Source organism: Micromonospora thermarum, assembly GCF_012034245.1.
In the GTDB taxonomy this organism is placed as follows: Bacteria; Actinomycetota; Actinomycetes; order Mycobacteriales; family Micromonosporaceae; genus Micromonospora; species Micromonospora thermarum.
Map to the genome: position 1 here is coordinate 1 of NZ_JAATEO010000045.1, position 11,987 is coordinate 11,987.

Here is an 11,987-nt window from a genome sequence, read left to right on the forward strand (position 1 = left end):
GGGCCCGCCCCCCGCCCCGCGGGGCGCCCGCCCCAGCGGGGGGGCCCCACGGCCCGGGGGGACCCCGCCAGGACGGCGACGAGCAGCAGCGACACGCCCCGGAGCGTCGTGAGGGTCCGGCCGACCTGCACCGCCAGGGCCGCGAGCAGCAGGCCGACGAGCACGGTGTGCGTCACCGCCCGGGCGCGCCGTCCGGCGAGGCGGGACACCGCGCCGAGCAGCCCCACCGCGAGCGTCGGAACCAGCGCGACCAGCGCCACCAGCAGCAGGATCTCGCCGCGGTCGGCGCGGTGGAACAGGAAGAAGTCCGGGCTGCGGCCCAGGACGTCCAGCAGCGGCTGGGTGACCGCGAGCCCCACCAGGGCGGTGATCTCCAGCAGCCGGCCGCCCTCCGCGCGCCAGCCGTCCCGAAGCCGCACGGCCCGCCAGCCGTCCCGGAGCCGCACGGCCCGCCGGCCGGGTCGGCCGTCCTCGGTGCCCGGTCCGGTCGCGGTCGGCGGGCGGGGCGCGGTGTCGGTGGAGTCCGGGGCCGGTGGATCCGCTGTCGGTGGGGTGGCCGGGTCAGCCACCCACGACCGCCCGGTAGAGCGTCCGGGTGCCCGAGGGCAGGTCGAGGCGGTTCTCGATGCGGCACCGGGTTCCGAGCAGCCGTTCGAACTCGTCGCGGCGGTAGTCGGGGAAGAGACCGTCCGGCTTGTTCGCCAGCAGTCGAAGGGCCATCGGGTCCTCGGGATGCACGAACTCCACGACGAGCCGGGCGCCGGGCGCGCCGAAGCCGGCCAGCCAGTCCACCACCTCGGGCAGGGGCACGTTGCGCCCGATCGCCAGATGGTGCACCACGGCCAGGGCGAGCACCGCGTCGGCCCGTGCCCGGTCGGCGAAGGCGGCCCGCTCGACGCCCCGCCAGCCCCCACCGGGGGACGGGTCGGCCAGGTCCATCACCAGCGGCAGGATGTGCCGCTCCCCCTCGGCCCGCAGCGCCCGGTACAGCCGGTCCACCACCGCCGGGTCCTGTTCCACGGCGACGACGTAGTCGGCGTGGTCGGCGGCGAGGCGGGCGTAGCGGCCGTCGTTGGCACCGAGGTCGAGCGCGAGGCGGGCGCGCGGCCCGGCGGCCAGCGACCCGGCGACGAAGCTCTCCTTGGCCGCCCGGTCGGCGGCGCTGTAACCGCAGGTGCGCTGGTAGTCGATCCAGTGGCTGGCGGGTGGTTGCCGGTCCAGGCGGCCGACCAGGCGTTCCAGTCCGCGTACGGTGGCCAGCGCCAGCTCACGCGAGTAGCCGGCGGCGCGCAGCTGGGTGCGGACGTCGGCCGTGCTGGCCCGGGCGTTGCGGCGCTGCATCGCGTCGTGCAGGTGCACGTGGGTGAACACGCCGGGCCGCAGCCGGCGGACACCGGCGAAGAGGCGGCGCATCTCGTCCGGCTCGATGCCGTCGACCCGGGACCGTAGCCACGGCTGGAAGTCCAGCCCGAGGTGGGCGCCGAGCAGGAGCGGGTAGAGCAGCGTCTGGCAGAACTGGCGGTAGCCGGCCCACGGCTCGCCGTCGCGCACCGGCGTGAACGAGCCGACGTCGATGAAGACCGGCTGTGCGCCGCGCCACTGGAGGTTGTAGGCGGACCCGTCCTTGGTCGTGAAGCCGGCCGGCAGCGCCGCGCGCAGGATCTGCAGGTGCAGCAGGGCCGCGTCGCGCAGCATGGTGTGGGACCACTCGTACGGGTGAGAGACGAACGGGATGCGCTCGTGGCGCAGCACGGCCGCCCAGCCCTCCGGCACGGGGGCGGTCTCGACGGGCTCGGTGCCGCACACCCTCCCCTCGGCGAGCAGGGCGGGGAAGAAGTCGCTGGCGGCGAGCGCCCGCCACTCGGCGGCGGCCCGCTCGTCCAGCACCCGCAGCACCTCGTCGCCGTGGTGGTAGACCCGGTTCGCCGGGTCGCGGAAGGACGCCGGTTCGGCCCGTAGGCCGGTGTCGGGGTACGCCATGCCGGTCAGTGCTGGTCGGTGGGCTGCTTGCGGAACCGGTCCACCAGGCGCCGCCAGTAGAGCTTGGCCGCCACCGCGACGCCGGCCACGCCGCCGACCACCGCCTGCACGATCAGGCTGCCGGAACCCGCGTCCAGGTACGCCAGATGGTTCACCGACCGCTCCTTCCGTATCGACCCTCGGCGCACCGGAGCATCCCGCTGAGGGTTTTGACCCGGTGCGCCGGACTTGTCGGTCACAGTACGCGGAAAGACACCCCGGCGAGGGCGAGACCGGGCACCCGGTGTCCGATCCGTTCAAGACCGGACGGCGCCACGCGCCCTACCGTGGCCGGCATGACGCCTCACTTCGACCTGATCGGTATGGCCGTCACCGACATGGCCCGCACCCTCGACTTCTACCGGCGACTCGGCCTCGACATCCCGCCCGGCGCGGAGTCCGAACCGCACGTGGAGGTGACCCTGCCCGGCGGTGTCCGGCTCGCCTGGGACGCGGTCGACACGGTCCGCTCGTTCGACCCGGACTGGACACCGCCGACCGGCAGCCCCCGGGTCAACCTCGCCTTCCGCTGCGCCGACCCGGCCGAGGTCGACCGCTGGTACGCCGAGCTCACCGACGCCGGCCACCACGGCCACCTCAAGCCGTGGGACGCCTTCTGGGGACAGCGGTACGCGGTGCTGCACGACCCGGACGGCAACGGCGTGGACCTGTTCGCGCCCCTGAACTGACGCCCCAAGGGCCTGTCCTGCCGATCATCTGTCGGCCAGATCGGCAGGACAGACCCTAGAGCAGGGCCGTCGGCGGCACCCCGGCCAGGTCGCGGGTGTCCCGGGTCAGGTGGGCCTGGTCGGCGTACCCGACGCGGGCCGCCACCTCGGCCAGCGGCGTTCCGCCCCGCGCCAGGGCCAACGCCCGCTGGAAGCGCAGGATCCGCGCGAGCGTCTTCGGGCCGTACCCGAAGAGGTGCCGGGAGCGGCGGTGCAGGGCGCGCGGGTCGAGCCCGGCCGCGGCGGCGACCGCGCCGACCGGGGCGCCGGCGGCCAGCCCGGCGGTCACCCGCGCGGCGAGCGGGTCGGGGCCGCCCGCCTCACGCAGCCGGGCGGCCACGACCTCGACCAGCGCCCGGGTCGGAGAATCGCCGGCCCGGGCCGCGAGCCGCGCGGCGACCCGGTCGCCCCAGAGCGCCGCGAGGGCGACGCGCCGGTCCCGCAGCTCGACCGCGGGTACGCCGAGGACGGCCGGCCCGGCGCCCGGCGGTAGGCGCAGCCCCACCCACCGCTCCCCCGTTCCGCCGGCGCTGACGAAGGCGGTGCGGTCGGGGCCGGCCACCAGCAACCCGGCCCGGCTGGACCAGAGCAGGTCGACACAACCGTCGGGCAGCACCCGGGTGGGCGCCGCCCCGGCGGGCACGGTGCTGGTCCAGAGCACGGCGTCGGCGATGCCGGCCGGACGTTCCCGGTACACGCCCCCAGCCTGCCACGCCCGACTAGCCTCGGAGGCTGTGCGATGGTCGGTGGTGGACGCGCCGCTCGACTCCTCGGGGCGGGGGCGGGGCGAACGGCGGGCACCGGTCGCGCTGCGCGCGGCCGGTCTGGTCGACCGGCTGGGCGCGCGGGACGAGGGTGCGATCGACACGGTGATCACCGATCCGGTCCGCGACCCGGAGACCGGGATGGTGGGCGCCGACCAGGTCCGCCGTGCCGGTCGGGTCGCCTGCTCGGGATGAGCCTCGCGGACTTCAACGCCGACGAGGACCCCGACGGGCGCCACGCGGAGCGCGTCGTCGAGGTCCTCGCGGAGGTGCTGGCCGGCTAGGCCCGCCGCATGCGGCTCACCTGAGGAGGACGTCGGATGGGGATCGCCGGATCGGGGCGGCTGTCGCCGAACGCCGCCCTGTTCCTGCTCGCCTCGATCCTCGTGTCCTTCCTGGCCGCGTCGGCCGCCCCGACCCCCCTCTACGGGATCTACCAGGAGCGCTGGCACTTCTCGCCGATCACGACGACCGTGGTGTTCGCCGTCTACGCCGTCGCGGTGCTGGCGACCCTGCTCACGGTCGGCAAGCTGTCCGACCATGTCGGGCGACGGCCGGTCCTGCTCGTCGCGATCGCGGTCCAGATCGTCGCGCTGGTCATCTTCGTCTTCGCCAACGGCGTACCCGCGCTGCTGGTCGCCCGCGTCGTCCAGGGGCTCGCGGCCGGGGCCGCCACCGGCGCCGTCGGTGCCGCCATGCTCGACATCAACCGCGTCCGCGGCACGCTCGCCAACGCGATCGCCCCCGGCATCGGAACCGGCACCGGTGCGCTGCTCTCGGCGCTGCTCATCCGGTACCTGCCCGCGCCGACGCGACTGGTGTACGTCGTCCTGCTCGTGATCCTGCTGATCCAGGGCGTCGGCATCGTGCTGATGCGGGAGACCGTCACGCCGATGACGGGAGCGCTGCGGAGTCTGCGGCCGGAGATCAGCCTGCCCCGCGCCGTGCGTGGAAGGCTGCTGGGCGTCCTGCCGGTGGTCTTCGCCGTCTGGGCGCTGGCCGGCTTCTTCGGGGCGCTCGGCCCGGCGCTCGTACGCGCCCTGATGAACACGTCGATCGTGGTTGCCGGCCTGCTCCTCTTCGTCTTCGGCCTCGTCGGGTCGATCACCGTCCTGCTGCTGCGCAACGCCGCCGCGCAGACCCTGATGCTCACCGGGATCGGCGCTCTCATCCTGGGCATGGTCATCACGCTGGTGTCGGTCATGATGGAGTCCGTTCCCGGCTTCTTCGTCGGCCTCGCGCTCGGCGGCGTCGGCTTCGGTGCCGGTTTCCAGGGCAGCCTCAAGACCGTCATACCGCTGGTGGAGGCGCACGAACGCGCCAGCGTGCTCTCCCTGCTCTACATCGTCTGCTACGTCGGCTTCGGCCTGCCCACCGTCGTCGCCGGCTTCCTCGTGGTCTACGCCGGGGGCCTGCCCATGACCGCCAACGAGTACGCCGTCGCCATCATCCTCCTCGCCCTGGTCGCCCTGCTCGGGCTGCGCAGGTCCCGCACGGCGTCACCCGGCTGACCACCGCCGACCGGGCAAGCGTTCGGCGCGGGGCTGGCCCGGCCCGTGCGCCGGCTATGCGCCGGCTGCGGGATGGGGCAGGCGCACGGTGAACACGGTCCGGCCCGGCCGGCTCTCCACCGACACGGTGCCGTGGTGCGCCTCCACCACGGCGGCGACGATGGCCAGGCCGAGGCCGGTGCTGCCGTGCGCCCGGGACCGGGAGCTGTCGCCGCGCGCGAACCGCTCGAAGACGTCCGGTCGCAGGTCGGCGGGGATGCCGGGACCGTCGTCGGCGACGCGGAGCACCGCGGCGTCCGGCTCGACGGCCAGGCCGGTGGTGACGGTGGTGCCCGCCGGTGTGTGCACCCGGGCGTTGGCCAGCAGGTTGGCCAGCACCTGGTGCAGCCGGGCCGGGTCGCCCGGCACCCGGATCACCTGGTCCGGCAGGTCGAGCTGCCAGCGGTGCTCCGGCCCGGCGACGTGCGCGTCGCTGACGGCGTCCACCGCGAGGGCGGAGAGGTCCACCGGTTCGACCGCGAGGGGCCGGCCCGAGTCGAGCCGGGCGAGCAGCAGCAGGTCGTCGACGAGGCTGGTCATCCTCGTGCTCTCCGACTCCACCCGGCGCAGGGCGTGCGCCACGTCGGGCGGCACCCGGTCCCGGCCGCGTCGGGCCACCTCGGCGTACCCCCGGATGGCCGCGAGCGGGGTGCGCAGCTCGTGGCTCGCGTCGGCGACGAACTGGCGTACGCGCGTCTCGCTGGCCTGCCGGGCGGCGAGCGCGGCGGCGACGTGCCCGAGCATGCGGTTGAGTGCGGCGCCGACCTGGCCGACCTCGGTACGCGGGTCGGTGTCGGCGTCCGGCACCCGGACCGACAGCGCCACCTCGCCCCGGTCGAGCGGCAGCTCGCTGACCCGGCCGGCGGTGGCGGCGACCCGCCGCAGCGGACGCAGGGTACGCCGGACGATGAGCGCGCCGGCGACGCCCGCGACGACGAGTCCCGCGCCGGCGACCGCGGCCTGTGCCGCGACCATCCACATGACCGTCTCCCGCACGTCGGCCAGCGGGATCGCCAGGACGCGGACCTCGCCCGCGCGCCAGGTCCGCCCGACCGCCCGGTAGTCGCCGCGGTCACCGAGGCCCACGGTCCGGGGAGCGCCGCCCGCCGGCAGTCCGGCCAGCGCCGTCACCTCGCCGACCGGGATGGTCTCCCCGCCGGGCCGGGTGCCGGATTGGATCCGGGCATCGACGATCCGGCCGTCCACCACGGTCGCCACGACGGTGTCGGGCGGTAGGCCGGGTGGGATCCCGCGCTCCTCCCCCGGCCCCCAGCGCGGAAACGGGCGCTCCGCGCGCCCGGTGTCGGGGACCAGTTGGGCGTCCACCCGGTCGATGAGGAACTGCCGCAGCGCGGCCGTGGTGATGCCGCCGATGGCGACGCTGACGACGGCGAGCAGGGTGACCAGGATGACCACCAGCCGGGTCCGCAGCGACCAGCCGGCAAGCCACCGGCGCAGCGGGCCCGGGAGATCACTCGGCGGGCTTGAGGACATAGCCCGCGCCGCGCAGCGTGTGGATCATCGGCTTACGGCCGGCGTCGATCTTCTTTCGCAGGTACGAGATGTACAGCTCGACGACGTTGGCCTGGCCGCCGAAGTCGTAGTTCCAGACCCGGTCGAGGATCTGCGCCTTGCTGAGCACCCGGCGTGGGTTGCGCATCAGGTACCGCAGCAGCTCGAACTCGGTGGCCGTCAGGGTGATCAGCTGGCCGTCGCGGCGTACCTCGTGGCTGTCCTCGTCGAGGCTGAGGTCGCCGACGGTGAGCACCGCCTCCTCGCGGGTGGCGACGGCGAAGCCGGAGCGGCGCAGCAGCGCCCGCAGGCGGGCGATCACCTCTTCCAGGCTGAACGGCTTGGTCACGTAGTCGTCACCGCCGACGGTCAGCCCGGCGATCCGCTCCTCGACGGCGTCCCGCGCGGTGAGGAAGAGCACCGGCACGGTCGGGTAGACCTCCCGCAGCCGGCGCAGCACCGCGAAGCCGTCCAGGTCGGGCAGCATCACGTCGAGGATCACCGCGTCCGGCTGGAACTGGCGGGCGGCGCTCAACGCCGCCATGCCGTTGCCCGCGGTGCGCACCTGCCAACCCTCGTAGCGCAGCGCCATCGACAGCAGGTCGGTCAGGGTCGGCTCGTCGTCGACCACCAGGACGCGGACGGGCTGCCCGTCGGGACGGCGCAGCTCGAGCCGGACCGGGCCGGCCTGCTCGTTGGTCACCATGGCCCCCATCGTGGGCGGGTCCGCTGTGCCGCGCTTGTGCGGTTCCTGTGTCCCCGCTGTGCACGCTACTCGGACATGCCCACCGGGTAGGTGTGGACGAACCGCATCTCCCAGGTCCCGGAGCCGTCCGGCCGGTCGCGCTCGTAGAGGTGGTCCGGAGCCCCGGTGACCGTCGGGCCACCGCCGTCGGGGTGGCGCAGCACCCAGCGGGCCGGCGGGGCGCCGTCGGGGTCGGCCGGCAGCGCGCGGACCAGGTCGTGGGCCGGCCCGCCGACGAAGCGTACGGTCACCTCGCTCATCCCACCTCCATGGGTACGCGCCCTCGGCTCGCAAGCTACCGCACCCGGGACGGGCCCCGGCCGGTCCCGCGACGGTTTGCCCTGATCGGCGCTCGGGTACCGGCACCCTCAGCAGGTCGCACACGAGACGAGGAGTTGCCGATGAGGACGCTGGACGGGCGGTACCGGCTCGAACAGCGCATCGGCGTCGGCGGGATGTCGGAGGTCTGGTCGGCCCACGACGAGGTGCTCGACCGGCCGGTCGCCGTCAAGCTCATCGCGCCGGCCCGCGAGGGCCGGGAGGACACGTCGGTGGAGCGCATCCGCGCGGAGGCACGCTCCGCCGCCCGCCTGGTCCACCCCAACGTGGCCAGCGTCCACGACTTCGGCACCGCCTCGACCTCGCCGGAGCGGCAGGTGCCGTACATCGTGATGGAGCTGGCGGAGGGCGAGACGCTCGCCGTCCACCTGCGGACGGGGCCGCTGGACTGGCGGATCGCCGTGCGGGTCTGCGCGGAGGTGAGCGCGGCGCTCGCCGCGGCGCACGCGCACGGCATCGTGCACCGCGACATCAAGCCGGCGAACGTGATCCTCACCCCGGCCGGGGTGAAGGTGCTCGACTTCGGCATCGCCACGCCCTCCGGCGTCCCCGACGAGATCCCGGACGGGATGGTTCTGGGCACGCCGGCGTACCTGGCGCCGGAGCAGCTCGACCGGGAGCCCACAACGCCGGCCGCCGACATGTACGCCCTCGGCGTCCTCCTCTACTACAGCCTGTCCGGGCACCTGCCGTATCCCGCCGGGACGGCCACCGAGCTGTTCGGGGTCCGGCGACGGCAGCCGCCCGCGCCGCTGCCGGAGATCGAGGGCCTGCCGCCGGAGGTGGCGGACCTGTGTGCCCGCTGCCTGTCCGACGATCCGGACCGCCGGCCGACGAGCCTGATGGCGGCCCTGCTGCTCGCCGAGGCCGTGGACGCTCGCGTCTACGTGCCGATGCGGCAGCCGGTGCCGCCACGGCAGCGGACGGCGGTGGTGTCGCGCTGGACCGAGCAGGCGGCGGCCGAGGCGACCGAGGCGGCGCCCGTCCCCGAGTGGAACCGGGGCTGACCTGCACCGTCACGGCCCGGTGCGGTTTCACGGGCCGGGCGCCGGGTAGCCGGGCCGGTGAGTGACGGGAGGAACGCGATGCCGCACCACAGTTCCTGGCTGGACGAGACGGCCGCCGCGACCGCGGAGGGCGGCCACGTCCGCACCGAGGACGGCGGTCTGTCCACCGCCCTGGCGTCCCCGCTGGCGCAACACTGCACCGGGCTGACACCGTCGCAGCTGCTCGCCGCCGCCTTCGCCTCCTGCCTGCACCACGCGGCGGTGGAGGCGGCCGGGGAGATCACCGACGAGGCACACACCGTGCAGGTACGGGCGGAGGCGAAGCTCGGTCGCGACGACGAGGGACGGTACCTGGCCGACGTGCACGCTTCCATCTCGTCCGCGGGGCTCACCCGCAAGCAGCTGGACGAGCTGGTCGAGCACGCCGACCGGCTCTGGCCGTTCTCGAGCGGGGACGGGAGCCGGCACCGGCTGACGGTGACTCCGGCGGAGAACGGCCGGCACTGACACCCGTCGCCGGCACGTCCCACCGGCGTACAGTGGCCCGTACACCCGACGGGCGGTCCACCGTTCGGGTGAGGGGTGTGTCGTACCCGTCCGGCGTCGACCAAGATCCATTTTTTGCGCCGCTCCTCCTACTTTCCGGGCCGATATCCGACATGGCGGACAGGCGTGTAAAGCGGCGTTACTGATCGCCTCAGACACTTCGCCCCGGCTATTGCCGCGAATTGTGACGCATGCCACCAAAGGGTGCCGGTGGCAACCCGCCGTCAGCTTTCTAGCCTCGGCGGGTGCACCCCGACGACACCTTCGACCACAAGACGACCGAGACGCGACCGGATGCCCGGTCCGCCGATGCCGCCTCAGCCGAACGGACGATCGGCCGGCACCGTGCCCCCGAAGCGCCCAGCCGCGGCCGACGGACGCTGCTCGCGTCGACCCCCGTACGGATCGCCCTCGCCACCGGTGTGACCTGCTGCCTCGGCGTGGTGGCGTTCACCGGTACGCGTGGCCTCGCCGAGACCGACCGGACCCAGGTCGCCGAGGCGGTGGCCGACCGGGCCGCCGCCGACGAGCGCGCCTCCCGCTCGCTGGACCGGGCCGCCTCCCCCGTACCGACCAGCGCGAGCCCGAAGCCCAAGCCCTCCCCCTCGGCCACGAAGAAGAAGGCTCCGGCGAAGCCCAAGCCCACCAAGCCGGCCCGGCCGCGTCCGGTGGCGGGCCTGACACAGATGCAGATGGACAACGCCAAGATCATCGTCGACGTCGGCGTCGGCATGAAAATGCCCCGCCGGGCGCTGGTCGTCGCCATCGCCACCGCGATGCAGGAGAGCACCCTGCTTAACTACGCCAACGGCGGGGTGCCCGAGTCGTTCAACTACCCCTACCAGGCCACCGGCTGGGACCACGACTCGGTCGGGCTGTTCCAGCAGCGGCCCAGCAGCGGCTGGGGCACCGTCGCGCAGCTCATGCGCCCGGCGTACGCCGCGCGGGCCTTCTACGAGGCGCTGCGGGAGATCCCCGGCTGGCAGGAGATGAGCGTCGCCGGCGCCGCCCAGGCCGTGCAGGTGTCCGCCTTCCCGGACGCGTACGCCCAGCACGAGGTGCGGGCCACCACCATCGTCGACGCGCTCACCTGACCGGCCCGGCACCGGCCAGCCGTCGCGGCACCTCACCGCCGCCCGGCCGGTCACGCCGCTCAGCGGGTCACGCCGCCCGGCCGGTCGCGCCTCCGCCAGCCGCCCGGCGGTCACGCCTCGGCCGGTCGGCCCGGGCGGCGCTGGCGCCTCAGCGGGCCGCGCGGCCGAAGAGCCGGGCCCGGTTGCCCGGGGTCGCCGCGGCGGCGGTCGGCGTGTCCGCCGGGACCGGCTCGGCGGTCACGCCACCGAGGATCTCGTCCACCCGGGCCTCACGCCGGCGGCGGGCGTGCAGCGCCTCCTCGAACTCGCGGCGCGCCTGCACCGCCTCCTCGTACACCCGCTCGCGCACCTGGCGGGCCTCCTCCCGCGCGGCGTCGAGCTCGTACCGCGCCTGGGCGAGCAGGTCGGCGGCCTCCCGCTCGACCGCGTTGCCGTACCGGCGGGTCCCGTCGCCGATGTCTAGCCGCTGGAGCAGGCCACACAGGCCGGCCGCCTCCTCGCGGATCTCGTCCCACTCCCGTCCGGTCCCCGCGGCGCCCTCGGCGCGCACCGCGAGCCGCATCAACCGGATACCGAGCTCGTCCAGGCAGTAATCCACCTGCCGCTGGTCGTAGCCGAGCTCAACGACGGAGAACCTCATACTGTCGCCCCCCAGGCAGCTGGTACGTCTTTCCCCAACCTTGATCCTCGGCGCTGGGAGCGACCGCCGAGGGGGTTCGGGAAAAATGTTCAGCATGCGAGCGGCGGGTGCGGCCCGGCGCGTCGCGGGGTGTCGACCGGCGGCCCGGCGTGGACAATGCGCCGAGCCGCCCGAGGGGCGTCAGGGCCGCTTGGGCAGCACGACCACCCGGCCGAAGAACTCGTCGATGCGACGCACCACGTCGTTGAAGTCGTCCAGGTCGATCGGTTTCGTCACGTACGCGTTGGCCTGGAGGGTGTAGCTGCCGAGAATGTCCGTGTCGGCGTTGGAGGTGGTCAGCACGACGATCGGGATGGTCCGCAGGTCCGCGTCACCCTTGACCTCGCCCAGCACCTGCCGCCCGTCCATCCGGGGCATGTTCAGGTCGAGCAGGATCACGTCGGGCCGCCGGGCCTCGGTGTGCCGGCCGGTGCGGCGCAGGAACTCCATCGCCTCCTGGCCGTCGCCGACCACGTCGATGACCTTCTCGACATCCGAGTCGGCGAGCGCCTCCTCGATCATGAGCACGTCACCCGGGTCGTCGTCCACCACCAGGATACGCACCGGACTGGGGCTCGCTGGACCCATCGTTACCTGCTTCGTGTCGGTGGAGCGGGGACCTGGCGGTCACCGTGCTGGCGGGGAAATCTAGCCGATCGATGGGCCGTCCGTCACACCGGGTTGCCGGTGTCCGAGTCGTGTCGTAGCACCTCCGCCAGGCCCGTGACCTGCAGAACCCGGTGCACCCGGCCGGTGGCGCCGGTCAGCCGCAGCCAGCCGCCCCGGGCGGCCGCGCGGTTGTCGGCGCGGACGAAGGCGGCGATCCCGGTGGAGTCACAGAAGGTCAGGTCGCTGAGGTCGACCAGGAACCGGTGCGCGCCGGCCGCGGCCAGCCGGTCCAGCACGGCGTTGAGCTCGGCGGCGGTGCTCAGGTCGAGCTCGCCGGAGAGCCGCAGGCGGGCCGTGTCCCCGTCGCGCTCGGCGTACGTGACGGAGAACGTCAC

15 protein-coding genes and 1 pseudogene are annotated in these 11,987 nt (G+C 74.3%); 6 read left to right on the forward strand and 10 right to left on the reverse strand.

The window, feature by feature from the left end; genetic code table 11:
• The 3 genes and pseudogenes from HCJ94_RS27020 to HCJ94_RS27030 form a co-directional block, all read right to left on the reverse strand.
• Positions 1 to 569: pseudogene (locus HCJ94_RS27020) on the reverse strand (hypothetical protein); the annotation flags it as partial.
• Positions 562 to 1,980 carry a class I SAM-dependent methyltransferase gene (locus tag HCJ94_RS27025; protein ID WP_168003841.1) on the reverse strand — a complete coding sequence of 473 codons (1,419 nt, stop codon included), beginning with the start codon at positions 1,978 to 1,980 and terminating at the stop codon, positions 562 to 564. The pseudogene HCJ94_RS27020 and the gene HCJ94_RS27025, both read right to left, overlap by 8 nt.
• Positions 1,981 to 1,985: 5 nt before the next feature.
• Positions 1,986 to 2,135, reverse strand: a complete 150-nt coding sequence (locus HCJ94_RS27030; protein WP_168003842.1) for a hypothetical protein — start codon at positions 2,133 to 2,135, stop codon at positions 1,986 to 1,988.
• 180 nt (positions 2,136 to 2,315) lie between these two features.
• Here HCJ94_RS27030 and HCJ94_RS27035 point away from each other — a divergent pair, with 180 nt between their 5' ends.
• Positions 2,316 to 2,708, forward strand: a complete 393-nt coding sequence (locus HCJ94_RS27035; RefSeq protein ID WP_168003843.1) for a VOC family protein — start codon at positions 2,316 to 2,318, stop codon at positions 2,706 to 2,708.
• A 55-nt stretch (positions 2,709 to 2,763) separates the two neighbouring features.
• Here the strand turns inward: HCJ94_RS27035 and HCJ94_RS30595 are convergent, their stop codons facing one another.
• Entirely contained in the window at positions 2,764 to 3,444 is a 681-nt protein-coding gene (locus HCJ94_RS30595; protein WP_168003844.1) for a helix-turn-helix domain-containing protein, read from the reverse strand.
• 37 nt (positions 3,445 to 3,481) lie between these two features.
• Here HCJ94_RS30595 and HCJ94_RS30600 point away from each other — a divergent pair, with 37 nt between their 5' ends.
• Positions 3,482 to 3,706 carry a hypothetical protein gene (locus tag HCJ94_RS30600; protein WP_168003845.1) on the forward strand — a complete coding sequence of 75 codons (225 nt, stop codon included), beginning with the start codon at positions 3,482 to 3,484 and terminating at the stop codon, positions 3,704 to 3,706.
• 125 nt (positions 3,707 to 3,831) lie between these two features.
• Entirely contained in the window at positions 3,832 to 5,022 is a 1,191-nt protein-coding gene (locus tag HCJ94_RS27050) for an MFS transporter (RefSeq protein ID WP_168003846.1), read from the forward strand.
• A 54-nt stretch (positions 5,023 to 5,076) separates the two neighbouring features.
• Here the strand turns inward: HCJ94_RS27050 and HCJ94_RS27055 are convergent, their stop codons facing one another.
• The 3 genes from HCJ94_RS27055 to HCJ94_RS27065 form a co-directional block, all read right to left on the reverse strand.
• Entirely contained in the window at positions 5,077 to 6,477 is a 1,401-nt protein-coding gene (locus HCJ94_RS27055; RefSeq protein ID WP_444939643.1) for a sensor histidine kinase, read from the reverse strand.
• Positions 6,478 to 6,532: 55 nt separating this feature from the next.
• The gene (locus tag HCJ94_RS27060; RefSeq protein ID WP_168003848.1) at positions 6,533 to 7,279 is read right to left on the reverse strand and encodes a response regulator transcription factor; all 747 of its coding nucleotides are present in this window, start codon (positions 7,277 to 7,279) and stop codon (positions 6,533 to 6,535) included.
• A 65-nt stretch (positions 7,280 to 7,344) separates the two neighbouring features.
• Entirely contained in the window at positions 7,345 to 7,578 is a 234-nt protein-coding gene (locus HCJ94_RS27065; protein WP_168003849.1) for a DUF8847 domain-containing protein, read from the reverse strand.
• Positions 7,579 to 7,719: 141 nt separating this feature from the next.
• Between HCJ94_RS27065 and HCJ94_RS27070 the strand changes: the two genes are divergently transcribed.
• The 3 genes from HCJ94_RS27070 (at position 7,720) to HCJ94_RS27080 (ending at position 10,304) form a co-directional block, all read left to right on the forward strand.
• A complete protein-coding gene (locus HCJ94_RS27070; protein WP_168003850.1) occupies positions 7,720 to 8,664 on the forward strand; it encodes a serine/threonine-protein kinase in 945 nt (314 codons plus the stop codon).
• A gap of 78 nt (positions 8,665 to 8,742) precedes the next feature.
• Positions 8,743 to 9,171, forward strand: a complete 429-nt coding sequence (locus HCJ94_RS27075) for an OsmC family protein (RefSeq protein ID WP_168003851.1) — start codon at positions 8,743 to 8,745, stop codon at positions 9,169 to 9,171.
• Positions 9,172 to 9,455: 284 nt separating this feature from the next.
• Positions 9,456 to 10,304 carry a hypothetical protein gene (locus tag HCJ94_RS27080; RefSeq protein WP_168003852.1) on the forward strand — a complete coding sequence of 283 codons (849 nt, stop codon included), beginning with the start codon at positions 9,456 to 9,458 and terminating at the stop codon, positions 10,302 to 10,304.
• 148 nt (positions 10,305 to 10,452) lie between these two features.
• Here HCJ94_RS27080 and HCJ94_RS27085 read toward each other — a convergent pair whose 3' ends face one another.
• From HCJ94_RS27085 to HCJ94_RS27095, 3 genes are all read right to left on the reverse strand, one after another.
• The gene (locus HCJ94_RS27085) at positions 10,453 to 10,944 is read right to left on the reverse strand and encodes an ATPase (protein ID WP_168003853.1); all 492 of its coding nucleotides are present in this window, start codon (positions 10,942 to 10,944) and stop codon (positions 10,453 to 10,455) included.
• Between the two features lie 180 nt (positions 10,945 to 11,124).
• On the reverse strand, positions 11,125 to 11,571 hold the full coding sequence (locus HCJ94_RS27090) for a response regulator (RefSeq protein WP_168003854.1): 447 nt from the start codon (positions 11,569 to 11,571) through the stop codon (positions 11,125 to 11,127).
• Positions 11,572 to 11,654: 83 nt separating this feature from the next.
• Positions 11,655 to 11,987 (reverse strand): STAS domain-containing protein, encoded by a 333-nt coding sequence (locus HCJ94_RS27095; RefSeq protein WP_168003855.1) that lies wholly within the window; start codon positions 11,985 to 11,987, stop codon positions 11,655 to 11,657.

Excerpts from the sequence above, each read along its gene's own strand:
- HCJ94_RS27025 (WP_168003841.1), bottom strand. The coding sequence starts at position 1,980 with ATGGCGTACCCCGACACCGGCCTACGGGCCGAACCGGCGTCCTTCCGC.
- HCJ94_RS27035 (WP_168003843.1), top strand. The coding sequence starts at position 2,316 with ATGACGCCTCACTTCGACCTGATCGGTATGGCCGTCACCGACATGGCC.
- HCJ94_RS27050 (WP_168003846.1), top strand. The coding sequence starts at position 3,832 with ATGGGGATCGCCGGATCGGGGCGGCTGTCGCCGAACGCCGCCCTGTTC.
- HCJ94_RS27060 (WP_168003848.1), bottom strand. The coding sequence starts at position 7,279 with ATGGTGACCAACGAGCAGGCCGGCCCGGTCCGGCTCGAGCTGCGCCGT.
- HCJ94_RS27065 (WP_168003849.1), bottom strand. The coding sequence starts at position 7,578 with ATGAGCGAGGTGACCGTACGCTTCGTCGGCGGGCCGGCCCACGACCTG.
- HCJ94_RS27070 (WP_168003850.1), top strand. The coding sequence starts at position 7,720 with ATGAGGACGCTGGACGGGCGGTACCGGCTCGAACAGCGCATCGGCGTC.
- HCJ94_RS27075 (WP_168003851.1), top strand. The coding sequence starts at position 8,743 with ATGCCGCACCACAGTTCCTGGCTGGACGAGACGGCCGCCGCGACCGCG.
- HCJ94_RS27085 (WP_168003853.1), bottom strand. The coding sequence starts at position 10,944 with ATGAGGTTCTCCGTCGTTGAGCTCGGCTACGACCAGCGGCAGGTGGAT.
- HCJ94_RS27090 (WP_168003854.1), bottom strand. The coding sequence starts at position 11,571 with ATGGGTCCAGCGAGCCCCAGTCCGGTGCGTATCCTGGTGGTGGACGAC.